Raw genomic sequence first — 24963 nt, 5'->3', positions numbered from 1 at the left:
TAACTCAGACGGATTTGAAGACTTCGATGAGGCGGCGTTTGTTATGCACGAATGCATCCGAGATCTTGGTCGCCGCGTCCCGCGGATAGGGCAGATCGATCTTGAACTCGTGAGCGACGCGCCCAGGCCTCGCGGCCATGATGCCAATCGTCTCCGAGAGCAGGATTGCTTCCTCGATATCGTGCGTGATGAACAAGACCGTCATGAACTCCTTGTCCCGCACGTTGAGCAGAAGCTCCTGCATCTGCTCGCGCGTTTCGGAATCAAGTGCGCCGAAGGGTTCGTCCATCAGGAGAACAGCTGGCTTGTTGGCGAGTGCGCGAGCCAGGGCAACGCGCTGGCGCATGCCGCCCGAGAGTTCCTTCGGATAGGCATCGACGAATGCCGAGAGCTTGACGAGGTCGACATAGTGCAAGGCCGCTTCTCTGCGCTCCTTCTTGCCCATGCCGCTCATTCGCAGTCCGAATGCGACGTTCTCGATGACGCTCAGCCAAGGGAACAATGTGTAGCTTTGAAAGACCATGCCGCGATCGGGGCCAGGGCTTCGTCGGACAACTCCGTCGACGGCGACAACTCCGCTGGTGGCTTGGTCGAGGCCGGCGACGATATTGAGTAGCGTCGACTTTCCGCAGCCCGAGTGGCCGATGATCGAGTAGAAGCCGCCGCTGGCTACATCGAAGGAAACGCCTCTCAATGCCTCGACAACTTTACCGCGCGTTGAGAAGCTTCGGCTTATGTCCCGAACCGAGAGCTTCGCAATGCTTTCGACGGCAGTGGTACTCATCTTCGCGGATGCATTCATCGGTGGAACGTCTCCGCCCAGGGCATGGTTTTCGACGAGATTCGCCGCATTATCTGATCGGATGCCAAGCCGAGGATCCCGATGATTGCGATGTAAAGGAAGATCGTATCGGTCTTGAGGAAGCGCTGCGCCTCCATGATTCTGAACCCTAAGCCCTGCTGCGCAGCGATCAGTTCAGCAACGATCACGTAGGTCCAAGCCCATCCGAGCGTAATTCGCAAATTCTCCACGAGACCGGGCAAGCTGGCGGGAACGACAACGTTCGTCAGCACCTGACGGCGCGTTGCGCCGAGTGTGTATGCTACGTTGATAACGTCGATCGGAACGGTACGCGCGACTGCGGCTACCAGCAGGACAAGCTGAAAGTAGGTGCCGATGAAGATCATCAGGATCTTAGCCGTTTCGCCAATGCCGACGTAGAGCATGATGAGCGGTATGAATGCAGCAGCCGGCATGTAGCGAACGAAGTCTGTGATCGGTTCAAAAATCGCGTCGGCGATATGATAGGTGCCCATCAGGATTCCGACGGGGATGGCCACGATCGCTGCGAGGGTGAAACCCGCAAACACGCGGTACACGCTCCAACCGATGTCGCTCCAAAGCCGTCCATTCTCAGCGAGAACAACCGCCTGCTTGGCGACGTCGGCAGGGCTCGGCAGGAATAGACGATCGACGTAGCCGCCGCTCGAGGCCAGCCACCAGATTGCGGCCGGCAGAGCGAATGTCGCCGCGGCCACCGTCCAATAGAGTGCTGGCGGAATAGGAGCGCGAATGCGGCCGATTTGGCTCAACCAGGCGGGCATCAATCGGATGTTTCCTCAAACCAGAAAAATGGCGGCAGGTGAGATTTGCACCCGCCGCCGAAATGAGATCTGTAACGTTAGTCCTTCACGGCGCCGACAAATTGCGGCGCAACCAACGAAGGCACGTCGGGCTTGCTATCGATCAAGTTGCTCTTGAGGAGGAAGTCTGCCTGCTCATTTGCAGTCTTGAACAACGGGCCATCAGGGGCTGCGCCGAATTCGCGAACGTTATCGGCGAGCGAGTAGAGCTTAATCCCCGCGAGGTTCTGCTCCATCTCTTCGGGGCTGATCTCGGCGCCCTTCGCCATGATCTCCACCGCTTCCTTGCGGTTGGTCTTGATGAAGGCGAGCGCCTTATTCCAAGCGGCAACAACCTTTTGCACATCGGACGGGCGCTTTTCGATCGTTTCCGCGCGGAAGGCGAGAAGATCCGGCACCAAGCCTGGTGTTTCTGCGGTCGAGAAGACGACGCGGCCTTTGCCGTCCTTTGTAGCCTGGCTGAGGTAGGGCTCCCAAGTCACGGCGACGTCGACGGCGCCGGCGAGGAAGGCCGTTCCTGCGTCTTCCGCTGACATATTGACCGAGGTCACATCTTCGAGTTTGAGACCTTCCTTTTCGAGCGCCCGCATCAGGATCAGCTGGCTGACCCCGCCGACTTCATAGGCGACGCGTTTGCCCTTGAAATCTTTAATGCTGCTGATGCCGGTTTTGGCGAGGATGCCGTCGGCGCCTGACGACTCGTCGGTGACGAGGACGATGCGCCCTGGCACGCCCTTCGATGCCGGTATGATTACGTCGGCGAGGATCATGTGGGTAGCATCGAGCTGCTTGCCGGCAAACGCCGACATATCGTCGGCATGCCGTTTGAACTTGACGATCTTGGCTTTGACGCCGACTTCGTCGAAGTAGCCTTTCTCTTCGACAATCCACCACGGCATCCATCCAGGCCAGATGGTGACGCCGATCTGCAACGGCGCGTCATCGGCTTTCGCGGTCGGCGAACACATCACGGCAGTAGCCAGAGCGAGGGCTACAAATACTCGTTTCATCAAGTCGCATCTCCTCCAGAGTTATCGAAAAAAGCCGCTCAACGTGCTTGCGCGACGTTTCTGGCGTGCGTGGCACCCAGCAAATTGAAAATGATGTAGCAGGCGAGGCGGGCGGTGATGCCTGACGGATCGTACGCAGGGCACAGCTCGACGATGTCGAAAATGGTGACGCCATGTCGGCCTAGCATGCGCGCCGCTGTGATGATTTCGCGTGACGTCAGCCCGCCCGGTTCAGGGCCGCTTGTTCCAGGCGCATAGGCGGCGTCCACACCATCGGTATCGAAGCTTACGTATAGCGCTTCTGTGCCCGCGCCTGCGATAGCGATCGCTCTGTTCATGACCTCGACGATGCCGAGTTCGATGATATCACGCATCGCGAAAACGGTGATGCCTTTGGATTTCACGTACTCGAACTGCCGCCGCGTATTGAGCGAGCCGCGAATGCCGATCATCACCATGTTCTTGGGATCGAGATTTGGCATCTCGGCAAGACGGCAGGCTTCCGACCAATTCGAGAAGCGTTCACCGTCGACTTCTTCTTCAGCGTCCATATTGGCGTCGAAGACGATGTAGCCGATTTTTCCGGGCGTTGCTTCCGAGAGCGCCTGGCCAATGGGGATCGGAATGGAATGATCCCCGCCGATGAAAATGCCGGTGGCGCCGGAGCGAATGATCTCCGATGCGCCATGCTTCATGGCTGCGCGGCATTTCTCGGGGCTCGCGGGCACCATCGGCGCGTTGCCGCAATCGACGAGTTTGAAAGTCTCCAGCAAATCGACGTCGTCGTCGAAGAAGTAGGAACCATATTGGCGAGATGCATCGCGCAGTCCGCGCGGGCCATCGGCCGTGCCCGTGCGCCAAATGCCGCCCATGTCGTAGGGCATGCCCAGGAGAGCGGCCTTCGTGCCTCTTTCCTTCAGGAGTTTGGCGTCAGCCTCGACAAAGGGTGCACCGAGAAATGTAAATGGAGGCGGACTGCTCGTAAGTTTCATTCGTTTAAAGACCCATCATAGATCGTTGTCGTACTGGTCCGGCCGGCGATCTCGCACGACTTGGTTGTGATCATTCCAGCGGCGCTTTTTTCGTGCGTCGGACACGTTGACCGTCGCCAAGACGATCTCCTCCTTGTCGGAGGATGCAGGCCCTCCGACGGGCCAGCCGGTGTAGCTGACGATCAGGCTCTGTCCGATAAAGGGTTGGCCGCGTTCTGTTCCGATGCGGTCAGCGGCGGCTACATAGATCGAGTTGGTGTGGGCGGCGGCCATCGCGACGATGTTTGCCATAGCTTCGCGATTGGGATCTTGACCCGGAATCGGCACCCAGTTGGTGGGGATACACACGATGTCTGCGCCGCGCAGCGCACAGGTTCTATACGCTTCGGGGAACCACTGATCGTAGCAGATCATCATGCCGATCCGGCCGAACGGCGTTGGGAAAACGGGGAAACCAAGATCGCCGGGCTCGAAGTAGAGGTGTTCGTCGCCCCAAAGATGAACCTTGCGGAACGTGCCGATGTAGCCTTCGGGGCCGATCATCACCGCAGAATTATAAAGCTTCTCGCCAGCGCGCTCGGCGATGCCTGCGACAATGTACAGGCCGCGATTTTTTGCTGTTGCAGACCATGCTGCGACGGTCGGTCCGCTGGGTATTGTCTCGGCAAGTTCGAACGCTTCCGCGCGTGAGTTGAATACGTAGCCGGTGTTGCAAAGTTCTGGAAGAACGACGAGCTGAGCGCCCTTATCGGCAGCTTCGTCCATGAGGTGGACGGTGCGCTCGACGTTCCTTGCCGTGTCGCCAAAGATCGGCTCCATCTGAATGCAAGCAATAGAGAGAGGTGCTTCGCCGGATCCCGCGGCCATGTTTTAACTCCACGTATCCCGTACGTAGCAACAAGGTTGAGCATAGTTCAACTTAGCGTGCAACTCTGAAGTTGAGTGATTTTCAACTCGCCGCAGTTGCGTGCGACGACTTTCAAGCTGTGGCCGATCGAATGTCAGAATGTCGGCGGCGTGTTGATCCAGATGACCTTTGCGATTTTGCGTCCTGGATTGCGATAAGCGTGATCGAGGCCTGAGGAGAAAACGAAGCTATCTCCCTCCATCAGGCGAAAGGTATCCTTGCCAATTGTCAGGTCCAGCCGGCCCGTCAGTATGTAACCGATCTCTTCGCCTTCATGAGTGATTGAGCCCACGCTGCCGTGGCCCGGCGGGATAATGTGGATATTTCCCTGAAGCTGATGACCGACGCCGTGCGGCACTAGACGCTCCAGGATGACACCCACCGAGGTGCCGTTGGCCGCGGTGTTGATGAGCGGTCTGTCATTTGCTTTCGACACATGCACGGTGCTTGCTGGCACGTGATCGCAGAGCGCGCCGACATTGGTGCCTAGGACTTGGACAATACGGTGCAGCGTCGAGAGTGACGGCGATGCAGCTCCATGCTCGAATTTCGAGAGGAGGCTCTTTGAGCATCCAACTTGATCTGCAACCTCTCGCAAGAGCAAGCCTTTCGCCTGTCGTGCAGTCTTTAATCGCTGGCCAAGCTGAATCTGTTGGTTGTTCGATTTTTGGCCTTTAGCCGGCATGCTGCGAACCCATCATTAGCGCGAGGATTTTGGACATTGATTCTCTCATTCGGGATCTTGTCTAACCTGTCGGGCGACCTGCGCGCAAATATCGGCCCGCAGACGGTCATTCGCGGTACGGCAGGGAAGCGCGATCGCATCCACTTCATCGGCTTCGTGGACGAGAAAGATCATGAGCGTTGGGGATTGGGCGGGGCCCGCGCTTCATCGCCAATCCGCACGCACTGTGATCACGTATGCGCTCGGGCGACGGTGTTGTTCTCAATGATCATTGGCCGCGGAAGGCGTTCCAGACTTTATCATCCCAAAGGCGAATGCCCCCGGTGATGCCCGCATCGTTCGATGAGATACGAACATTGTCGGGCAAATCAACGACCACGTGGGTGGCATTGCCCCCGCCCAAATAGAGCACGTCGTAATGCAGAAGGGATTTCACGATCTCAATCGTCTTTAAAACGCGCTGATTCCACTTTTTGTGCCCGTGTGTGCGAAGGGCGTGGTCGCCGATGTAATCGTTATAAGTTTCGCTATCATGGATCGGATGCTGGGCCAACTCGAGGTGAGGCGTGAGAGCCCCGTTACGAAACACTGCGCTGCCAACGCCCGTCCCGAGTGTGAGGACGACTTCCAGTCCTTTTCCTGAGATAATTCCTAACCCCTGAACTTCGGCGTCGTTAAGAAGACGCGTCGGTTTCCCGAAGCGCTGGGAGATGAACTTCTCCAAGGGATAGTCGCGCCACGCATCAGCGTCGAAGTGCGGCGCGGTGAGCACGCGCCCGTCTCGTACGACGCCCGGAAAGCCGACGGAAATTCGATCGGCTGCAGGAAGCGGGGTGGTCAAACCTACAAGCGCATCCAATAGGATCTTGGGGTCGCAAGGGTAAGGGGTCGCCACCCGGACGCGATCGACAAGCATGCGACCTTCTGCATCAAGAACCGAAGCCTTGAGTCCTGTGCCACCGACATCGATCGCCAAGGTGCGCGGACCGTTCCGAGCGCCCGTTTTTTTATCGCCACTCGCATCGACGATATCAGCCACTTACGGCCTCCGCCGCCAGTTTGTCGGCAAAGATCGTGAGCTCGCCTGCTGTCTTGAGATGCGTTGCCGGCAAACTTTCGTCTCCGCGGCAGAACCGGTTTAGGATCGTTCGCTTCTCTTCTCCAACCACGAGAAAGGCGACGTGGCGGCTGCTTTCGAGTGCCGGATAGGTGAGCGTAATGCGTGCTTCTGCTTTGGCGCCGATGACGGCAGCGACCCAACGATCTCGCTCACTCAGCGCGGCGGTGTTTGGAAATAGTGATGCGATATGGCCATCAGGTCCAAGTCCGAGGAGGGTCACATCGAAAAGCGGACGGGCGGGGTCCAGAGTGTCCGTCCGATAGAAGGACTTGAGTTCCCGCTCGTAAGCGGATGCCGCGAATTCAGGGCTTATGCCCTCGGTCGGGACGGGATGGATGTTGGCGGGGGGAATAGGTGCGTGCGCGAGCATCGCCTCGCGCACCATGCGATAGTTGCTCAGCGCGTCATCGTGCGGCACAAATCGCTCGTCTCCCCAAAACCAATGCGTTCGAGACCAAGGGAAGGCATCTTTGTAGGGCGGGCCCGCGAGATGATGATAAAGCCTGCGGGGCGTCGAGCCGCCCGACAGGCAGACGGCAAAGACATCGTTCTTTGCTGTCGCTAACTCCAGCATCCACTCCGCGACCCTCCGCGACACGTCCTCGGCGTCGGCGAGTACTTCCAATTTCGCCTCGGACCTGCTCACGGGACCAGCTTTCCTTCTTATGGATCGCAGGCTTCGCGTATGGCGGCGATTGCGGCGGTATAATCGTTGGATCCGAATATCGCTGAGCCTGCGACGATCGCGGTCGCGCCTGCCAAAGTCTCCTCAAGGGGAAGCTCGTTTTGCATCGTCAATCCGTCACGATTGTCGTGCGCCAACATGGGCCAAAACAAATCTTCTAACGGCTTTGGCAAAGCCGTCGTTCTCATTGCTGTCTGTTGTGGCGCTCGCTTGTGCTTTCACTTCATCGCTCGCATTACCCATGGCGATTGAAAGACCGCTTTTGCGAAACATGACGATGTCATTGGGCATGTCTCCGATCGTGGCGATTTCCGAAGGCCGGATTTTGAGAAGCTTGGCGAGCGTCGTCGCCACCGTTCCCTTGTTCGCTTGCGGATTTGTCACGTCGAGATAGTACGGCTGAGAGCGCGCGGCGCTCGCCCTTTCGCCGAGCACGCCCTGCGCCGCCTTCTCGCAGGCAGCGACCCGCGGATGATCGTTGGAAACACCGACGATCTTTGCCGCGTGTGCCAAATGGGACTTCGTGAAGGAAGCAACGACCACGGGCTCGAACTGCACGGTCGCGGCCTCCTGCGCCACATGCGGCGCGTTCACGTCGCGAACCAGCCAGTCATTCGATGTGTAGACCCAGGCGTCCAATCCATGATCAAGGATGAGTTCGACGGCCTGTGTGGCTGTTGCCGGATCGAGCATTTGGCTCTCGATCACAGAAAGATCGGGATTGACGAAAACGCCGCCGTTGAAGCAGGCAATCGGTGTGCGGAGCGATAATGGTGCGATCAACATCGCCATTCCGCGTGGCGGCCTGCCGCTTGTGATTGCGAACGCGATGCGAGCGTCATGCAAGTCATGGACGGTGGACTTAGCCGCCTCGGTCAGTACCTTGTCTTGAGTAACGAGGGTTCCATCAACGTCGGCCAGCAGGAGGCGGATTGATTCCGGAGCGCTCATGGTGGTTTGCACTCCGATGGGCGGCTTATGGGGCGCCATGTGCGGCGACCATCATGCCGCAACAATTCGTCTGCGGCCTTCGGGCCGTCGCTGCCTGAATCGTAGTTGGGAAAATCCGCCTTCTTCGCCGCCCACGCGTCGAGCACCGGCTGCACGATGCGCCAACCGTGTTCCACCATGTCGGCGCGCATGAAAAGAGTGGGGTCGCCAATCATCACGTCATAGATCAGCGTTTCGTAGCCAACGTTCGGCTCCTTTGCGAACCAATCATTGTAGTTGAAATCCATTTTAACGGCGGCAAGGTCCACCGCCGGCCCTCGGCGTTTGATCTCGAACTGCAGCGAAATACCTTCGTCCGGTGCAATGCGCAGCACCAGCCAGTTGGGTCGCAGCGTATCGACGGGCGTATACTGGAATGCGGTGTAGGGCGCTTGCTTGAAGCAGATCGCAATCTCGGTCAGCCGCTTCGACAAATGCTTTCCGGTTCGGATGTAGAACGACACGCCGGCCCAACGCCAATTGTCGATTTCGAGTTTCAGGGCGGTGTATGTTTCCACGCTCGAGTCTGGGGCTACGTCAGGTTCGTGCCGATAGGGCTTGACCTTCTTGCCGAGTACCGTGCCCGCACCGTATTGGCCCCGCACCGCACATGACAGTTCGACAGGTTGCACCGCTGCAAGCACTTCGGCGTTCTTCGTTCGGATAGCATCGGCATCGAAGCTCGTCGGCGGCTCCATGGCCACCATCGAGAGCAACGAGAAGACGTGATTGGGAACCATATCGCGTAGCGCGCCGGTCTCTTCGTAGAACGTGCCCCGCTGCTCGACGCCAACTGTTTCTGCGACAGTGATTTGCACGTGGTCGATCCGGTCCCGATTCCAGATTGGTTCGAATAGTCCATTGGCGAAGCGGAACGCCATGATGCTCTGGACGGTGTCCTTGCCGAGAAAGTGGTCTATGCGGAAGATCTGGTCCTCATGAAGCGTGCGCAGGATCTGAGCGTTCAGCTTGCGAGCTGACTCCAGGCTGTGGCCGAACGGCTTCTCGATCACGACACGGCGCCAGTACCGGTGCTTGCCATTCTCGTCTTCGTGTTGGTCGGTAAGTTTTGCCTTGCCGAGTTGATCGATCACGGGGCCGAAAAGGCGATCGCCGACAGCGAGGTAGAAGAGCGCGTTGCCTTCGGTGCCACGCGTCTTCTCAGCCACATCGAGAGCACCACGAAGTTTTTCGTATAGGCCAGGATCGCCAATGTCGCCTTCAATATAGGAAATTTTATCGGCAATCCGCTTCCACGCAGGTTCATCGATGCGATCGATGTCGAACTCCGTGACCGGATTGCCGACATAAGTCTTCATTGTATCGTAGAGATGGTCGCGCCAGCTTTCCGAAGTTCCCGGCGATCGGGCCACGCCGATCAGTGCGAATTTTTCCGGCAGAACGTTGGAGCGCGAAAGATTATAGAGTGCTGGTACCACGAGGCGCTTGGTCAAGTCGCCGGTGGCTCCGAAGATTACCATCGCGCACGGGTCAGCGGGTCTGGGCCGGCGTGCCGGCGGGCATTGAAGAAGTTGCGTAGCGGCGGGCGCGCGGAGCGGAGCGTTGATGGACATCGCGTTACTCCGCGGCGTTGGAGGCCGCAGAGCGACGCCGCGATCCTGCCGGCTGTGGCTCGGGATCGATCGGCTCCCGACCCTCGATGTGGCCGCCGAAGCCCAGCCGCATGGCCGAGAGGACTTTGTCTCCGAACGTATGGTCATGGCGCGAGCGGAAGCGTGAGTAGAGAGCCGTCGAGAGCACGTTCGCCGGAACCGCTTCCTCGATCGCGGCCTCGACAGTCCAGCGGCCTTCACCTGAATCTTGGACGAAGCCGGAGAAGTTTTTCAATTGCGGATCTTTCGCCAGTGCCGCGGCACCGAGATCGAGCAGCCACGACGACACGACGCTTCCGCGTCGCCAGACCTCAGCGATATCCGTTAGGTTCAGCTCGAAGCGCTCGTCTTCGGGCAGATCCTTCGAGTCCTTGTTGCGCAGGATGTCAAAGCCCTCGGCATAGGCCTGCATCAATCCATACTCGATGCCGTTATGCACCATCTTCACGAAGTGCCCGGCGCCCGATGGACCGGCGTGAATATAGCCACGTTCCGCCCGCGGATCGCTTCTCTCGCGGCCCGGGGTACGAGAGATATTGCCGAGGCCCGGTGCGAGGGCCGAAAAAATCGGATCGAGGTGGTTCACGGCATCCGTTGGACCGCCGATCATCAAACAGTAGCCGCGATCGATACCCCATATGCCGCCCGAAGTGCCGCAATCGACATATTTGATGCGCTTCTCGGCCAATTTTTTCGCGCGTTTGATGTCGTCTTTATAGAAGGAATTGCCGCCATCCACGATGATGTCGTCCGGAGACAGCAAGGCGCCCAGTCGCTCTACAGTCTCTTCCGTGATCCGGCCGGCAGGCAGCATGACCCAGACGGCGCGCGGTTTCTCCGTGAGCCCCGTTGCCAGTTCGTCTAGCGACGAGACTGCTTTGGCCCCATCTTTTGCCAACGACTCGCGTGGTTTCGCGTCGACGTCAAAAACAACGCAGCGATGCCCTGCCTTTATCAACCTGCGCGCGATGTTGGCGCCCATGCGACCCAATCCGATCACACCGATTTGCATGTTCGCTTCTCCTTGAAAATCTAACGCTACTGGAGCGCTTCATCGATGGCGCGAGCGAGCTCTGTGAGCCCGGAATCGACATCCTTCATGTGAACTCGGAGTGCGCGCCGGTCGCGTTCGACAAGAACGTCGAGATCTCCGCGAGCTTGTGCTGCCTTGACGACGCCAAAGCTGTAGGCGTGACTGGGCACGTCGATATCGGCCCGGTCGTCGCAGGTGATTTGCAGGAACACGCCTGAATTCGGGCCGCCCTTGTAGGCTTGGCCGGTCGAATGCTGGAAGCGGGGGCCATATCCGAGGCACGTGGCGGCGTGAGTTCTGTCGCGGATGTGCTCACGCAGCTCGGTCAACGTTTGGGTGTGAGCTGCGTTGCGCTCGATGTATGCAAGGAGCGCGACATAGTCCGCTGATTTTTTACCGGCCTTTACGCGTCCAAAATGACTCTTCAAATATCCCGTGAGCGTATTATGTCTTCCGAGTTCGGCGGCGTTGCGCGGGTCTGCATAAAGCGCAATGCCATTCTCGCGGAACATCGGCTCTTGTGTGGGGAGGCTGTGCGTTTTTTCATAGGCCTTGGTCAACTCGCTCGTCTTGACCTTGCTCGCCTCGACATCTGGCTGGTCGAACGGATCGATGCCGATTATCGCACCGGCAACGGCAGTGGCAATTTCCCAACGGAAGAATTCCTGGCCGATATGCCAGATATCCTTCACTCGAATTCGCACCACCGGATGTCCGGCCTTCTCAAGCGCTGCCACTGCCTTGCGCTGGGATGGATCGGCGTGCCCCTCGAGTTCCAGATATGCAAAGAAGCGGTCGTCTCCGTAATTTTTGGGTGCGGTGACCGGCTCGCCTGCTAGCGGAATGAGACCGCGCCCGCGTTTGCCTGTGCTTTCGGCCAGAAGCTGCTCGAGCCATGCGCCGAAGTCGGCGATGCCCGGCGAGGCTATGATCGTCACCTTGTCCCGGCCGAAGCGTGTCGCGGCAATACCGAGCGCGATACCGAGTTGCACGCCGGGGTTTTCGGAAGGTGGCACATCGGGGCCGCATGCGCGTTGCATCGGTTGCGTCGTTGCGAGAAGACGTTTTACGTCGAGACCGGCTGTGGCTGCCGGTACGAGGCCGAACTTCGACAAAACCGAGTAGCGCCCGCCTATCGAGGGGACGCCGTGGAATATAAAGGCAAAGCCTAATTGCTTCGCGCGTCTTTCGAGCGAAGAACCCGGATCGGTCACGGCTACGAAATGCTCGGCGGCTTTTTCCGTGCCTCGCTGCGCGGCGACGCGGGCGAAGAAATAGTCCATGAAGATGTTGGGTTCGAGCGTGCTGCCGGATTTGGACGAGACAATGAAAAGCGTCTTGTTGAGATCAATCGTCTTTTCGAGCGTCTCGATTTGTGCGGGATCCGTGCTGTCCAGCATGTGGAAGCGCGGCCAGCCGTGCTGGCGGCCGAAACTCTCGCTCACGACCTCGGGTCCGAGGCTTGAGCCGCCCATGCCGAGAAGAACCACATCGCTGAAGCCACGCTGCTTCACATCTGCGGCGAAACTCTCCAATCGACTGACATCGGCGATCTCTCGGTCCACCACTTGGAGCCAGCCGAGCCACTTGTCCTCGTCCGCCTTTGTCCAGAGCGATGTGTCGCCAGCCCAAAGGCGACGAATGCCGCCGTCCTTGCGCCATGCGGCCAGTTCATCTTCGTACGCGGCCTTCATTTCTGAACTGCCGGGAGCGATTTCCTGTGCGGAGTGTTCGCCGTCGGTTAGCGTGCGCCGGCTGTGCGCGATAGCGGCAAAGAGTTTATCGAACGCGTCCGCGAACTGGCGAACTCCGTCTTCGACCAACTCCGTGGTCACTTCCGATAACGAGACGCCATTCTTCTCGAGCGTGCTCAGCACTTCGCGAGCTCCCGCTAAGTCGAGCTCTATCGCATTGGGCGTCACCTGGCCGTGATCGCGGAATGCGTCCATGGTCACCGGTGGAATGGTGTCTACGGTATCGCGGCCGATGAGAGCCTCGACATACATCGTGTCCTTGTAGGCCGGATTTTTCGTGCTCGTCGAAGCCCAAAGAAGGCGCTGGGTTTTCGCACCGCTTGCCGCGAGGTTCTGCCAACGTGGCCCGTTGAACAGCGCTTTATAGCGAACATAGGCAAGCTTGGCGTTGGCGATTGCCGCCTTGCCGCGCAACCGGTCAGCTGCCTTTTTGTCGACGAGCTTGTCCAACCGCTTATCGATTGCGCTGTCGATCCGGCTAACGAAGAAGCTCGCAACGCTACCGACCGTCGAAACATCCCCGCCCGACCGCTTCAGGTCCTCGAGACCCGCGATGTAGGCTTCGACGACTTGCTCATAGACGCTGACTGAAAAAAGCAACGTGATGTTGATATTTAATCCGCGCCCGATCAGCTGGCGAATTGCGGGAATGCCTGCGGGCGTCGCCGGCACTTTCACCATAAGGTTCGGACGGTCCACTGCGGCCCACAACCTCAGCGCTTCGGCGATAGTCGCATCGGTATCGTTGGCCAAGTAAGGCGAGCACTCCAGACTGATGTAGCCATCGCGTCGCTTCGTCTTGTCATACACCGGTTGCAGCACGTCGGCGGCGGCTTGGATGTCCGCGATCGCCAAGTGCTCGTAAATAGCGGAAATGCTGTGATCGGCGTTCGCCTCAAACTGTTTCAGCGCATCGGCGTATTCGGTGGTCTCAGCGATGGCCTTTTCGAATATCGAAGGGTTTGAGGTGACGCCCTTCAAGCCGTCGCGCTCGATGAGCGTTCGCAGCTCTCCGCTCTCGATCAAGCTGCGTTTCAAATAATCCAACCAGGGTGATTGACCGCGGGCCTCAAGCTGCTTCAGCGCGTTCATGCTGCCTTCTCCTAAGCCAGACCAAGCTGTTGCTTGGCGGCGGAAAGAACCTTCTCGCGCGTAAAGCCAAACCTCGCCATCACGTCCTTGGTCGGAGCTGAGGCGCCGAAGGTGTGCATGCCGATCCGCGCGCCGTTTGCGCCGACATAGCGATCCCACCCAATCACCGAGCCAGCCTCGACAGACACGCGTGCTTTGACGTCGGGCGGAAGCACGCTGTCGCGATAGTTCTGATCCTGCTGTTCGAACAATTCCCATGAGGGCATGCTGACAACACGCGCGGCGATGCCTTCCTGTTTCAACGCCTCATAGGCTTCGACACACAGCGCAACTTCGCTGCCGGTGCCGATGAGGATCACCGCCGGCTTGGCGCGATCGCCGTCGGCCATGACATAGGCGCCGCGCGCAACGCCAGCTGCGGAGGCGAAGCGCTTGCGATCGAACGTTGGGAGAGGTTGGCGGGTCAGCACAAGGCTGGAGGGCTGGTGCTCCAGATCGACGATAACACGCCACGCCTCCGCGACCTCGTTAGCGTCGGCGGGCCGCAAAGTGATGAGACCAGGGATGCTTCGCAGCGCGACGAGTTGCTCGATCGGCTGATGCGTCGGTCCATCTTCGCCGAGGCCGATCGAGTCATGGGTGAAAATGTAGATGACAGGAAGTTCCATCAACGCGCTCAGGCGGATGGGCGCCTTCATATAGTCCGAGAAATTCATAAAGGTCGAGCCGTACGCACGAACCTTGGAAAGCGCGAGACCGTTCAGAACCGTTCCCATCGCGTGTTCGCGAATGCCGAAATGCAGATTGCGGCCTCCATATTTTTCGGCCTCGAAATCTCCGGCACCTTCAAAGGTAAGGTTCGTCTTGGTTGATGGTGAAAGATCCGCCGAGCCGCCAATCAGCCACGGCACATGTCGCGCGATGGCGTTCAGGACCTTGCCGGAGGAATCACGAGTCGCGAGACCCTTGGGATCAGCAGGAAAGCTCGGAACATCGGCATCCCAACGATTGGGAAACTCGCGTTTCTGCATGCGCGCAACCTCGTCGCTCAGGTCCGTATGTTTGGACGCATAAGCTTTCATCAGTCCGGTCCAAGCGGTGCGGAGCTGCCGCCCGCGTTGGCCGACGCCTGCGTTGAAGTGCTCACGCACGCCCTCTGGCACGAGGAATTTGGCGTCCTCCGGCCAACCGTAACTGCGCTTGGCGAGACGGACTTCTTCCTCGCCAAGCGGCTCACCATGTGCGGCGCTCGTGTCATGCTTATGGGGAGCGCCGTAGCCGATATGGCTATCGACTATGATCAAGGTCGGAACGTCTTTTACACGCCGGAAAGTTTCGAGCGCCTCTGTGAGGCGTTCCGTGTCGTTGGCATCGCCGACAGCAAGTACATTCCAGCCATAGGATCGGAAGCGCGCGGCAACGTTGTCGCTGAAGGCAAGATCGGTGTGTCCCTCGATCGTGATGCGGTTGTTATCGTAGATCCAGCACAGGTTCCCAAGCATTAGGTGACCGGCTAGCGAGGCGGCTTCGCTGGTTACGCCCTCCATCATGTCGCCGTCACCGCAGACCGCGTAAACATCGTAATGGAAGACTTCGAAGCCAGGCCGATTGAAACGCTTCTCCAGCCAGCGCTCAGCGATGGCCATGCCGACACTCATCCCGCAGCCCTGACCGAGGGGACCGGTTGTTGCCTCGACGCCCGTGGTGTGACGGTACTCAGGGTGACCGGGGCATTTGCTGTCGATCTGGCGAAAGCGTTTGATATCGTCGAGGGTGACCGATAGCTGGCGGCGCTCTTGCCCGGTGCCGGCCTCTTTGACGCCGGCGAGATGAAGCATCGAATAGAGCAGCATCGAAGCATGTCCGTTGGACAGCACGAAGCGATCGCGATTGGGCCACGTCGGATCATCGGGGTGGTAACGTAGAACGTGCTGCCAGATAGTGTAAACGAGCGGTGCCAAGGCCATCGGCGTGCCGGGATGTCCCGATTTGGCCTGCTCCACTGCATCCATCGACAGCGTGCGGATCGTATTAATGCAAACTTCATCGATCGAGCGCGCGCCCAGCGAGGTCGACGTTGTCGTGCGTGCACCAATAGTCATGCATGCATCCCCGGTTTTGCGGCCTTATCGGACAGCCTCGAATACGGACTCGGTGGGTTAATGCTTTCGCGGAAGTAAAGAAGTTGCGCCAACGTCCGAAGATGTGACGCCCGGCTATAAAATTAAAATTGTCGCGACGGCGTGACGTTTTCCGATGCCAGGGGCAACTAACTCGCCCGGAATTGGTTCATTCCAAGCTGTGGGGACGTCGTGTCGTCGGCCACCTGGACTAATAGGAGACACGAAGGCCTTCGCCGTAGGCTCGGATACTTGTCATGGTTCGGTATCCAATTTTCCAATTATTCAATTGATTTTGCGGCGACGCATAGTTTCCGAACGTATGACGGCGAGCGCATTTTCTTGGGAAGATTTCCCGAAACGGAACTGGACCCGCGAATGGGATTTAAGGTTCAAGTTGGTCCCGCACAGATCGCGATCCATCAGGGACAGACCGTGTTCGTGACGGATCCCGACGGGCAAGTTACTTGGCCAAGCAAACGCGGCCTGTACTTCCGAGATACGAGAGTTATCAGCGCCTGGGCGATCTATGCGAACGGCGTGCCTTGGGACTTTCTGAATGGCGGGGCGGTCACTGCGAATGCGGCGCGGATCTTTCGAACCAATAGCGACTTCGCAAGCGAAGACGGACCGATCGCAGCGCGCACTTTGGGCCTGTTGATTGGCCGCCATGTCGATGGCGGGATGCATGAAGACGTTGACATCACAAACAATGGCCAGAAACCCGTTCGCTTTAATCTCGAAATTGCGATCCGCGCGGATTTTGCCGACATATTCGAGGTCAAGAGCGACGACATCGTGCGGCGCGGCCGTATCACAACAGTGTGGTCCGGCAAGCGGCAAATCTTGCGCATCACCTATCGCAATAAGGATTTCTGTCGCGAGGTGCTCGTTCGAACGGGTGGGGGCGACGGTGCGCCGGCGGTTAACGCGAACGGACGGTTGAGCTTCGAGATTGCGCTCAAGCCCGGCGAGGCTTGGCACCGCTGCCTCATCTACGAGCTGATGGACGGCGAGAGGCGGATTCGGGCACCGCGAGAATGTGCTCATGCGAGCAAATATTCGAAACACGCGGTCGAGATGGATGACTGGCAACGCCGCGTCCTGAAAATCACAACGAGCAATGAGGAATTCTACCGCTGCTACAATCAAGGCGTCCTCGACATGGCGGCCCTCCGGCTGCCGCTGAATGGTACCGATCGCATGGTGTTTGTTCCAGCGGCCGGACTGCCCTGGTTTGTAGCGCTGTTCGGCCGCGATACGTTGATCGTTTCGTTACAGACCATGATTGTCTATCCGGAATTTGGCGCTGGCGCGCTGGAGGTGCTGGGCCGGTACCAGGCCACGGAGCGGGATGATTACCGAGACGCGGCGCCGGGCAAGATTCTGCACGAGCTGCGCTATGGAGAGCTCGCGCATTTCAAGGTGATTCCGCATACGCCGTATTACGGTACCGCCGATGCGACGCCGTTGTATTTGATAGCGCTGCACGCGGCATGGCGAGCCACGGGCGACCGTACGTTGATCGAGCGGCAATTGCCGAATGCCGAGGCCTGTCTCACCTGGATCGACAAATACGGTGATCGCGACGGCGATGGCTTTCAAGAATATGAGACGCGCTCAACTGCGGGCTACGAGAACATGGGGTGGAAGGATGCGGGTAACGCGGTCATGTATCCCGACGGTACGTTGCTCAAGGGCCCAAAGGCACTGTGTGAATTGCAAGGGTACGTCTACGACGCGTGGCTGCGCATGGCCGATATTTACGATGAGTTGGACAACAAGCGCCGCGCCAATGCGCTTCGCAAGAAGGCCGCGGAGCTTTTCAAGAAATTCAACGACGCATTCTGGGATGAGGAGTCAGGCTTCTACGCCTTCGCGTTGGATGCTGAGAAAAAGAAAGTACTGTCGGTAACGTCAAACGTCGGACAATGCTTATGGTCCGGCATTATCGCGCCAGAGCGCGCGGCTCTCGTCGTCAAACGACTTATGCGCAAGGACATGTGGAGCGGCTGGGGCATTCGTACGTTGTCGTCCGATCATCCTTCATTCAATCCGTACGATTATCAAACGGGTGCTGTGTGGCCACATGACAATTCAATTATCGCTTTAGGCATGCGGCGTTACGGCTTCGCCGCCGAGGCCGCGATGGTTGCGCGAGACATAAGTGGTGCGGCCAGTCATTTTTTATTGAATCAATTGCCTGAACTCTATGGAGGGTTGCGGCGGGATGAACTGAGTTTCCCGGTGCAATATCTCGGCGCCAACGTTCCGCAAGCATGGGCAGCGGGCACACCGTTCATGCTGCTGCAAGCGATGCTGGGGCTGCAGCAGGATGCGCCGCGCGGTAAACTCTACGTGGATCCAGCATTGCCCGATTGGCTGCCCGATGTGACCTTGACGGATCTGCGGTTGGGTCGATCGTGTTTTGATATTCGCTTCTGGCGGGACGGCAAGGAAACCCTCTTCAAGGTGATGAAAGGGAAGCGCAACGTGGTGGAGCGAAGGAGCATGCTATTGAGCGGAAACACCGGAGCGCATGACCGCGAGGCTAGCTTTGGCCGCGAGGAGGTGGAAGAACATGGCCGCCATGCCTGATCCTGCGCGCGCGCCACGACGTATCGAAGACTATGCGATCATCGGTGATTGCGAGTCGGCCGCTCTTATCAGCCGCGATGGATCGGTCGATTGGCTCTGTTGGCCGCGCTTTGATTCCGGCGCATGCTTCTCCGCACTGCTCGGTGAGCCAGAGAATGGCCGATGGCTGATTACCCCCATTGACAGGACGGAGCGTGTCACACGCCGCTACATCGACGGTTCTCTCACTCTCGTGACAACCTTCGAGACCACAAGCGGGATCGTCGAACTGGTGGATTTCATGCCGCCTCGAAAAGGTACCGCCGCTCTGGTCCGCCTCGTTCGCGGCGTGCGCGGGCATGTCGATTTGTGTACTGAGTTCATTCTGCGGTTCGACTACGGCTCGATCGTGCCCTGGGTTGAGCGTCTTGAAGAAGGAGGCTTACGCGCGGTCGCTGGGCCCGAGATGGCCGTGCTCCGTACGTTAGTTCCGTTGGATAACCGAGACTTCACGACGGTTGGCGAGTTCACCGTCCGGGCCGGTGAAACGGTGTCGTTCGTTCTGAGTTATGGTGCTTCTCAGTTGCCGCCGCCGAAACCAATTCATCCCGAAAACGCGCTGCGGGAAACATGCGCGTATTGGCATTCCTGGTCCCATCGATGCGAGCCCGCTGGTCGTTGGAGCGACGCGGTTAAACGCTCGCTCAAAGTCCTGAAGGGTCTCACTTACGCCCCGACCGGAGGCATTGTCGCTGCACCTACGACCTCGCTGCCCGAACAAGCCGGCGGCGTACGAAACTGGGACTACCGTTATTGCTGGCTGAGAGACGCAACTTTTACTCTGCTCGCCTTGGAAACGGCCGGTTACTACGAGGAGGCGCGGGATTGGCGTGACTGGCTACTGCGCGCCATCGCCGGTTGCCCGGATCAATTGCAGATCATGTATGGCGTCGGTGGTGAACGACGTCTCTCCGAGTGGGAAGCGTCGTGGCTCTCAGGTTTTGAAGGTGCGCGTCCGGTGCGCATCGGTAACGCGGCCGCCGCGCAACTCCAACTCGATGTCTATGGCGAGGTTGTCGACGCAATGTTCCAGGCTCGTCTGCACGGCCTGCCGCCAGTTGATCGCTGGTCGGCGATCGCGTGCGCTTTTCTTGAACATCTTGAAGGCATCTGGCGCGAACCCGACGAAGGAATTTGGGAGGTGCGCGGGCCGCCACAACACTTCACGTATTCCAAGGTCATGGCGTGGGTAGCTTTCGACCGTGCGGTGAAGTCGGTTGAGCAGCTTGCCGTGGTGGGTCCGGTCGACCGTTGGCGCACCGTTCGCGATGCGATTCATGCCGATGTCTGCGGAAATGGGTTCGATGAGAAACTCGGTAGTTTCGTTCAGGCGTATGGATCAAAAGCACTTGACGCTAGTCTTCTGCTGCTGCCGATCGTTGGTTTTCTGCCGCCGTCCGATCCGCGGATTATCGGCACTGTCGGCGCCATTGAGCGCCGCCTAATGATGGGCGGGGTGATTTTCCGCTACGATACGGGCGAAACGCAAGACGGCCTGCCGTTCGGCGAGAGCGCATTCCTGGCCTGCAGCTTCTGGTTCGTCGACAATCTGATCTTGCAGGGGCGGCTTGAAGAAGCGCACGAGATGTTTGAGCGCCTGTTGGATCTTCGTAACGATCTTGGGCTCCTCGCCGAGGAGTATGATCCCATCACGCGGCGGCAAATGGGGAATTTTCCGCAAGCCTTCAGTCACGTTGCTCTCGTCAATACGGCTTACAATCTCACGCGCGTTGATGGGCCGGCGGAGGAACGCGCTGACCGGAACGCCGCGGAGGCATAAGTCGCGTCAGACCTAGCCCCGCCACAGGCGCAAACTGATCTTTCCCTATAATTCCGCTAAGCGCCTATTCGAAGTTTGCTTAGGGCAGCAGCAAAACTGCTGACATCAAAGACGGCTTGCGCTTTTTCCTCGAAAGCCGCCCCCCTAGCTTCCTGAAGATAAGCTCGGTCTTCTAAACGCAAACACAAATCCTTGCGTTCGCTAGGCGCTTTTGAGACAAGCGTTGCCATCCAAGGAGAAATTTCTTTGATCGTCAGACCGAAAGCCTCGTTGTTCGACATTTTTTTTGCGGTTCGCGGCTCGATCGCCGGGCGCGTCGCTTGGCGCTGCCTGTTCATTACGGCGTTGGCGTGTTTGGTCGTCTACTTTGGCGATTTTCGCTTGGAGCCGCTATCACACCTCGGCACCGCGCCATTTGGTCTGATTGGGATCGCGATATCCGTATTCATGAGTTTCAGGAATAGCGCGGCTTACGATCGTTGGTGGGAGGGACGGAAGCAGTGGGGCGAGCTACTGGTGCAAGTCCGGTCGTTGTGCCGGGAATTGTCGAATTTAGACGACGAGGCGAAAAAGCGTATTTTCATCCCGTTCATCGCCTACGTGAACGCGCTTTCGGCGCGCCTTCGCGGTGAAGATGAGATGGCCGCGGTGCAGCGTTGGGGGATCGCCGTCTCCGCCGGTCCCAACATCTGCGATGCCATACTCAGGCAAGTTGGACGTGAACTCCTTGCGCTCAACAAATCGGGCGATCTTTCGGATTGGCGTTATTCGTCAGCTGCCATCCGCATGAATGCGCTTTCCGCTGTGCAAGCAGCCTGTGAACGCATCAAGACGACGCCGTTGCCCTTTGCGTACACACTTCTCATTCACCGCACGGTTTATCTGTTTTGCGCTCTATTGCCGTTCGCTCTTGCGCCACAGCTTGGGTGGGGCACTCCAGTCATTGTCGCATTCATCAGCTACACTTTCTTTGGCCTGGATGCGATCGGCGATGATTTGGCCGAACCTTTCGGATCTGCTGATAATAGCCTTCCCATTCGAGCGCTGGTCAGGACGGTGGAGCGCGAGACAATGGATTTTCTGGGCATGGGTCCGTTGCCTGATGAACTACAACCCGTCGGCTATGTGTTGTTGTGAGAAGCCGTACTCGCACCAAGATGAACCGTGGTTCAGCGTCGGTCGGCCGAGACCGTGATACTGACCAACGAACGCTTGTTATCCGATCCTGCTGCGAATTAAAAATACCTCCAATTCAATGAGCCTGGTCACGGCGCGCCTTGGAGGCGGCTCCCTCGATCACGACGATTAACTCGTGGACGAGGACTTGTGCATGCTCTTCGCTTTGCGCACTCTGGACAGCAACGAGTTTGCCGGCACTAGTCCTAATGATGGCCAGAAAAGGAAATTGTTCGTCGTCAGGCCGCGCCATGACCTCACCGCAAAACTTCACTGGCCGGATATCGAGCTTTTGCAGTCGTGAGATCGCGTGGGTCTTCAGCCGCTCAGGATCGTATTGTCCATCTTTCGTCAGTGCCATGAACGTTTGGGCAACATATTCGCGGAGTTTTGTTTCGGTTTCACCGATGCCGAGTTCGGTACAGACGTTCTCAAACGCTGTCTGAATGACCGCGAACTGTTCGTCGGAATAACTTCCTTGAGGGAATTTCAAGGTGCTCTCCTGCGCGATCTGGCGGGAGCACAACCACTCTCAGTCACCGGGGGGCCCGTTCACGCAGGCCGATGATATCATAAGTGTACGCTATCTAACAGTTCATGGATATGGCCTATTTGGAGCCTTTGGCGACTGGGCCGCGTACGGCGTTTCGGACTTCCAGAAAATCTTTTTGAGATGCCGTAATTGACCGCCGCGTAGTCGGCGCCGCTCTCGTAGGCCTTTTCCGGCATTCAGCTCAGCCGTCGAGAAATTTCCGGCAGATTTGAACGCGTTGCTGGCTGGCTTTTGAGTACGCGCATCAAGCTCGCTCTTGCGGTTCTCTCCTAAAAGCGACCCGTCTCGTAGATATGGCCGGCGATCATTTCAAGCGCAGCGCGATCGACGATCGTGAGCGAACCCCGTCGTTGCGAAATGGTGGCGCGGTCTTCGAGGGCCTTCAGCGCGAGGGTTACGCCCGGCCGGTTGACGGCGAGCATGATGGCGAGAAACTCATGGGTTAGCGGTATCGCCTCGGTCTCGACCCGGTCCTGAACCATTAGAAGCCACCTTGCCAATCGTTGCGGGATGGTGCCGCATGCATTTGCGGTTGCCGTCTGGGTTACTTGCACAAGGAAACCATTGGCGTATCGCAACATGGTGTTGGTCAGCGTCGTGCTGCTCGACATCACGTTGCGAAAATCTTCCGCAGTGAGGCGTCGCCCCGTTCCAGCGACTTGCATGTAGGTGTCGTGGTTGGCTCGATCACCGGCGAGGACGACCGACAAGCCTGTCGCCCCGTCTCGTCCGATAATGCCGACTTCAACTTCCCCGTTGCCGTTTCCGACGACGGAGGCCACGCCGCTATCGATGAAGTAGATAAATTCGACGCGCTTTTGGCGTTTTTCGAGCTTCGTTCGTAACGGAAGCTCAATTTCCTTCAAATGCGCTTCGACCAGTTCGCGGTCAGCCGGCAACATCTTCGAGAGGAGGAGGTTACGCGTCGGTTGAGCCCGCTTAGGACTTTTTGGATTAGACATGCTCTCGATCCCAATTGTGGGCAAGAGCACGTTGTCTCCCGGTCTGCTGCGCCCGAAACTTGCTGCTGACGACGATTCAGATAGCTCACGGTTGGAGCTATCGGAACACATAAGACTGTCAGGTTTCAGACACTTCGGTCGTTTTTCAACTGCGACCGAACTCAGTCGAATGTCACTAACTTGGATGGACATACTCTTAGTCCCGGTTCGGGCAAGAGCGCGACATCTCTCAACCGGTTACGCCCAAAAGTTGGCAGCCGGTCATCCTTTATACGCCCACCATGAGAAAACGCCTAATGACGACGAATTGTTAGATATCCTACATTTGGTGGGACGATGCGCTTTGACGAGGTTAGCGCAGCACGACGAAGATCCTTGCTCATTTCTTGGTAGCTATGAACTGCGTGAAGGAAATGGGCGCGCCTAAGTGGTTTCGCCCATTCGCTCAACAAGATGCGTGCGCGAGGGGCCGGGGGCAAACGGTTCTGCGAAATATTGCGTTTCGGCGGCCACCAGTCCGTCGCGAAATTCCATGATGCTCACTGCATAAGTTGGTTTGGCGTCATAGGTAAGTATGAACTCAGTGACCCAGAGATTGCCGCCGCCGATAATTCGCTGGACTGTAAAACGCTTCTTGTTTGGCTGTACGCGTCGGCTCTCTTGGATGTTGTGCCGGCCGCGGATTCTCTCGCCCGATTGCGGATAATCAAGCACAGCATCGTCGCGGTAAATTTCATGTTCGACTTCGAATTCGTTTGCGTCCGAAGCATTCCAATGGCGCTCCAGCGCCGCGCGCACGGCTCGATCATCCATTTCAATCTCCCAGCTACGCTCAATTACCATTCGTGCTGTGTCGCGGGAGAGAGTTTAGTCCTCTCGGGTTCGAGATTGCGATCGAGAACGTCGGACGTCATGCCTCGCATGCGATGACACCAATCGCCGGATGTTGCTTAGAGGAATTGAAGACCGGTGGCGCTTCGCTGCGCCACCGGTCTCGCTGTCATACGGCGCGCAACAATCCAGTTTTCGGATGGCAGTTGATATATTCGTAATACTGGTTTGCGGCATCGAACACTGAGACCTCATGATAGAGGGTCAGGTTCTTGAACTTTTTGGCGAGACGATTGAACGTTACGAAAATCTGTAGATGCGTGTGATGTGACGCTCCCCATGTCTCGAGAGCGGATACCGATTTCCAAAGACTGTAGCCGAAGCCCTTCTCCTGAAGATTCCCATTCTCATCCATGTGGTGGACATAGCGGTTGCAATAGCAGCCGACCTCGAGGCCATCGTCGCGCAAAAAGTTCATGCCTTCGTGGAGAACGGGCTCGATGTCTTCGAACCATGTACGGCGCTCTTCGCCTTCAGTGAAACTCCAGTCTTCGCCGGAGCGAATGAGGGTCAGATTGTCGTGGCCACCGACGATCACCCGGCCGCCATGGGCTGGTGTTCCTGACTTTATCGATAACTCGCCTTCTGGATCCATGACACTGGTTTGAGACAGGGGAAGGCGGTCGCGCATCGAGCCCCAATATCCGTGTTCAATAATAGGATCGCTCATCTCGGGAAAGAGAATGCTGACGCCTTCGAACGGCCCATGCTCGTGCGTGAAAATGGTCTCGAATTGCTCCATGCGCGGATGCAAGATCTCGCGAAAGTAGCCGACGCCTTCCTTCAGCCGCTCATCGGATGCCCACCAATCCTTGATTACCGGGCTTTCGTTCCACTTTTCGAACGGAACCGGATCGATCCAGTATCCAACCGCGATCAGGTTGAGGTAGCCGTCGCCGTCGACAAACTGCACGAGGTCGTGTCGGGCCGGTCCGTCGGGTTGTTTGAAGCTCTCCAAAATCTTCTGAAAGGCAGCGCATGCGCGCCCCTTGTTCTCATCGCCCTTCGATTGGACACCGAAATAAGACATGACTATGCTCTCGATGGATTCTGTCGGCAGAGAGGAGTAGGCGGGCACCGGCGGATTCCATGTGTCGCTGACCTGGCGTGTCCTGGTGCGGGGACAGCGAAGGTGGCTCGGAATCGAAGAGTCTAAAGGCATTATTCCTCCCAACTTTCTTATTTTTACGAAGACACACTTTGACATAGCGATATGGCTATATCGCGTGTTGCGACAAGCATTTGTTGGTCGATTGAAGACATCATTGAGTGTTCAGGGCACGGGTGTCGGCTCCCGCTTGATCGCCACCATCTGCTGA

At 57.9% G+C, this 24963-nt stretch carries 21 protein-coding genes; 3 read left to right on the top strand and 18 right to left on the bottom strand.

Annotated elements, in window-relative coordinates:
- Positions 1–4: 4 nt before the first annotated feature.
- The 13 genes from G359_RS13500 to tkt form a co-directional block, all read right to left on the bottom strand.
- Positions 5–802 carry an ABC transporter ATP-binding protein gene (locus G359_RS13500; RefSeq protein WP_245280032.1) on the bottom strand — a complete coding sequence of 266 codons (798 nt, stop codon included), beginning with the start codon at positions 800–802 and terminating at the stop codon, positions 5–7.
- Entirely contained in the window at positions 799–1605 is an 807-nt protein-coding gene (locus tag G359_RS13495) for an ABC transporter permease (protein WP_045836550.1), read from the bottom strand. Before G359_RS13495 ends, G359_RS13500 begins: the two co-directional genes overlap by 4 nt.
- Positions 1606–1682: 77 nt before the next feature.
- A complete protein-coding gene (locus tag G359_RS13490) occupies positions 1683–2654 on the bottom strand; it encodes an ABC transporter substrate-binding protein (protein ID WP_045836549.1) in 972 nt (323 codons plus the stop codon).
- 38 nt (positions 2655–2692) lie between these two features.
- On the bottom strand, positions 2693–3646 hold the full coding sequence (locus G359_RS13485; protein ID WP_045836548.1) for an agmatinase family protein: 954 nt from the start codon (positions 3644–3646) through the stop codon (positions 2693–2695).
- A gap of 15 nt (positions 3647–3661) precedes the next feature.
- A complete protein-coding gene (locus tag G359_RS13480) occupies positions 3662–4513 on the bottom strand; it encodes a nitrilase family protein (protein ID WP_256363859.1) in 852 nt (283 codons plus the stop codon).
- 134 nt (positions 4514–4647) lie between these two features.
- Complete coding sequence (locus G359_RS13475; RefSeq protein WP_045836546.1) at positions 4648–5238, bottom strand: cupin domain-containing protein; 591 nt, start codon at positions 5236–5238, stop codon at positions 4648–4650.
- 268 nt (positions 5239–5506) lie between these two features.
- The gene (locus G359_RS13470) at positions 5507–6277 is read right to left on the bottom strand and encodes an ROK family protein (protein ID WP_245280031.1); all 771 of its coding nucleotides are present in this window, start codon (positions 6275–6277) and stop codon (positions 5507–5509) included.
- A complete protein-coding gene (gene pgl / locus G359_RS13465; RefSeq protein WP_045836545.1) occupies positions 6270–7004 on the bottom strand; it encodes a 6-phosphogluconolactonase in 735 nt (244 codons plus the stop codon). Before pgl ends, G359_RS13470 begins: the two co-directional genes overlap by 8 nt.
- 156 nt (positions 7005–7160) lie before the next feature.
- A complete protein-coding gene (locus G359_RS13460; RefSeq protein WP_045836544.1) occupies positions 7161–7994 on the bottom strand; it encodes a Cof-type HAD-IIB family hydrolase in 834 nt (277 codons plus the stop codon).
- Complete coding sequence (gene zwf / locus G359_RS13455; RefSeq protein ID WP_045838003.1) at positions 7991–9514, bottom strand: glucose-6-phosphate dehydrogenase; 1524 nt, start codon at positions 9512–9514, stop codon at positions 7991–7993. The genes G359_RS13460 and zwf overlap by 4 nt, the downstream gene beginning before the upstream one ends.
- A gap of 97 nt (positions 9515–9611) precedes the next feature.
- Complete coding sequence (gnd, locus tag G359_RS13450) at positions 9612–10658, bottom strand: phosphogluconate dehydrogenase (NAD(+)-dependent, decarboxylating) (RefSeq protein ID WP_045836543.1); 1047 nt, start codon at positions 10656–10658, stop codon at positions 9612–9614.
- A gap of 26 nt (positions 10659–10684) precedes the next feature.
- Positions 10685–13525: a bifunctional transaldolase/phosoglucose isomerase gene (locus tag G359_RS13445; RefSeq protein WP_045836542.1), complete on the bottom strand. Its 2841-nt coding sequence runs from the start codon at positions 13523–13525 to the stop codon at positions 10685–10687.
- 11 nt (positions 13526–13536) lie between these two features.
- A complete protein-coding gene (gene tkt, locus G359_RS13440) occupies positions 13537–15627 on the bottom strand; it encodes a transketolase (protein ID WP_045836541.1) in 2091 nt (696 codons plus the stop codon).
- 396 nt (positions 15628–16023) lie between these two features.
- On the opposite strand from tkt, the gene G359_RS13435 reads away from it, so the two are divergent.
- Together G359_RS13435 and G359_RS13430 are read left to right on the top strand one after the other, a co-directional pair.
- Positions 16024–18243 carry an amylo-alpha-1,6-glucosidase gene (locus G359_RS13435; RefSeq protein ID WP_045838002.1) on the top strand — a complete coding sequence of 740 codons (2220 nt, stop codon included), beginning with the start codon at positions 16024–16026 and terminating at the stop codon, positions 18241–18243.
- A complete protein-coding gene (locus G359_RS13430; protein ID WP_245280030.1) occupies positions 18227–20062 on the top strand; it encodes a glycoside hydrolase family 15 protein in 1836 nt (611 codons plus the stop codon). Before G359_RS13435 ends, G359_RS13430 begins: the two co-directional genes overlap by 17 nt.
- Before the next feature lie 56 nt (positions 20063–20118).
- Here G359_RS13430 and G359_RS20785 read toward each other — a convergent pair whose 3' ends face one another.
- Positions 20119–20343, bottom strand: a complete 225-nt coding sequence (locus G359_RS20785; RefSeq protein ID WP_197077640.1) for a hypothetical protein — start codon at positions 20341–20343, stop codon at positions 20119–20121.
- Here G359_RS20785 and G359_RS13425 point away from each other — a divergent pair.
- Entirely contained in the window at positions 20333–21199 is an 867-nt protein-coding gene (locus tag G359_RS13425; RefSeq protein WP_245280029.1) for a bestrophin family protein, read from the top strand. The two genes, G359_RS20785 and G359_RS13425, sit on opposite strands and share 11 nt — an antisense overlap.
- A gap of 115 nt (positions 21200–21314) precedes the next feature.
- On the opposite strand, the gene G359_RS13420 is transcribed toward G359_RS13425, so the two are convergent.
- The 4 genes from G359_RS13420 to G359_RS13405 form a co-directional block, all read right to left on the bottom strand.
- Positions 21315–21731 (bottom strand): hypothetical protein, encoded by a 417-nt coding sequence (locus G359_RS13420; protein ID WP_045836539.1) that lies wholly within the window; start codon positions 21729–21731, stop codon positions 21315–21317.
- A gap of 329 nt (positions 21732–22060) precedes the next feature.
- Positions 22061–22753: a Crp/Fnr family transcriptional regulator gene (locus G359_RS13415; protein ID WP_045836538.1), complete on the bottom strand. Its 693-nt coding sequence runs from the start codon at positions 22751–22753 to the stop codon at positions 22061–22063.
- Between the two features lie 423 nt (positions 22754–23176).
- The gene (locus G359_RS13410; protein WP_045836537.1) at positions 23177–23566 is read right to left on the bottom strand and encodes a nuclear transport factor 2 family protein; all 390 of its coding nucleotides are present in this window, start codon (positions 23564–23566) and stop codon (positions 23177–23179) included.
- 187 nt (positions 23567–23753) lie between these two features.
- Complete coding sequence (locus tag G359_RS13405; protein WP_245280028.1) at positions 23754–24674, bottom strand: phenylacetaldoxime dehydratase family protein; 921 nt, start codon at positions 24672–24674, stop codon at positions 23754–23756.
- Between the last annotated feature and the right edge of the window lie 289 nt (positions 24675–24963).

The organism is Hyphomicrobium sp. 99, assembly GCF_000384335.2.
GTDB lineage: Bacteria > Pseudomonadota > Alphaproteobacteria > Rhizobiales > Hyphomicrobiaceae > Hyphomicrobium_B.
This window is presented reverse-complemented; position numbering and strand designations above follow the sequence as displayed.

What these genes read in the sequence shown, in the direction of transcription:
- G359_RS13500 (WP_245280032.1), bottom strand. Translation starts at nt 802, where the DNA reads ATGAATGCATCCGCGAAGATGAGTACCACTGCCGTCGAAAGCATTGCG.
- G359_RS13495 (WP_045836550.1), bottom strand. Translation starts at nt 1,605, where the DNA reads ATGCCCGCCTGGTTGAGCCAAATCGGCCGCATTCGCGCTCCTATTCCG.
- G359_RS13490 (WP_045836549.1), bottom strand. Translation starts at nt 2,654, where the DNA reads ATGAAACGAGTATTTGTAGCCCTCGCTCTGGCTACTGCCGTGATGTGT.
- G359_RS13485 (WP_045836548.1), bottom strand. Translation starts at nt 3,646, where the DNA reads ATGAAACTTACGAGCAGTCCGCCTCCATTTACATTTCTCGGTGCACCC.
- G359_RS13480 (WP_256363859.1), bottom strand. Translation starts at nt 4,513, where the DNA reads ATGGCCGCGGGATCCGGCGAAGCACCTCTCTCTATTGCTTGCATTCAG.
- G359_RS13475 (WP_045836546.1), bottom strand. Translation starts at nt 5,238, where the DNA reads ATGCCGGCTAAAGGCCAAAAATCGAACAACCAACAGATTCAGCTTGGC.
- G359_RS13460 (WP_045836544.1), bottom strand. Translation starts at nt 7,994, where the DNA reads ATGAGCGCTCCGGAATCAATCCGCCTCCTGCTGGCCGACGTTGATGGA.
- zwf (WP_045838003.1), bottom strand. Translation starts at nt 9,514, where the DNA reads ATGGTAATCTTCGGAGCCACCGGCGACTTGACCAAGCGCCTCGTGGTA.
- gnd (WP_045836543.1), bottom strand. Translation starts at nt 10,658, where the DNA reads ATGCAAATCGGTGTGATCGGATTGGGTCGCATGGGCGCCAACATCGCG.
- G359_RS13445 (WP_045836542.1), bottom strand. Translation starts at nt 13,525, where the DNA reads ATGAACGCGCTGAAGCAGCTTGAGGCCCGCGGTCAATCACCCTGGTTG.
- tkt (WP_045836541.1), bottom strand. Translation starts at nt 15,627, where the DNA reads ATGACTATTGGTGCACGCACGACAACGTCGACCTCGCTGGGCGCGCGC.
- G359_RS13435 (WP_045838002.1), top strand. Translation starts at nt 16,024, where the DNA reads ATGGGATTTAAGGTTCAAGTTGGTCCCGCACAGATCGCGATCCATCAG.
- G359_RS13430 (WP_245280030.1), top strand. Translation starts at nt 18,227, where the DNA reads ATGGCCGCCATGCCTGATCCTGCGCGCGCGCCACGACGTATCGAAGAC.
- G359_RS20785 (WP_197077640.1), bottom strand. Translation starts at nt 20,343, where the DNA reads ATGTCGAACAACGAGGCTTTCGGTCTGACGATCAAAGAAATTTCTCCT.
- G359_RS13415 (WP_045836538.1), bottom strand. Translation starts at nt 22,753, where the DNA reads ATGTCTAATCCAAAAAGTCCTAAGCGGGCTCAACCGACGCGTAACCTC.
- G359_RS13410 (WP_045836537.1), bottom strand. Translation starts at nt 23,566, where the DNA reads ATGGATGATCGAGCCGTGCGCGCGGCGCTGGAGCGCCATTGGAATGCT.
- G359_RS13405 (WP_245280028.1), bottom strand. Translation starts at nt 24,674, where the DNA reads ATGTCTTATTTCGGTGTCCAATCGAAGGGCGATGAGAACAAGGGGCGC.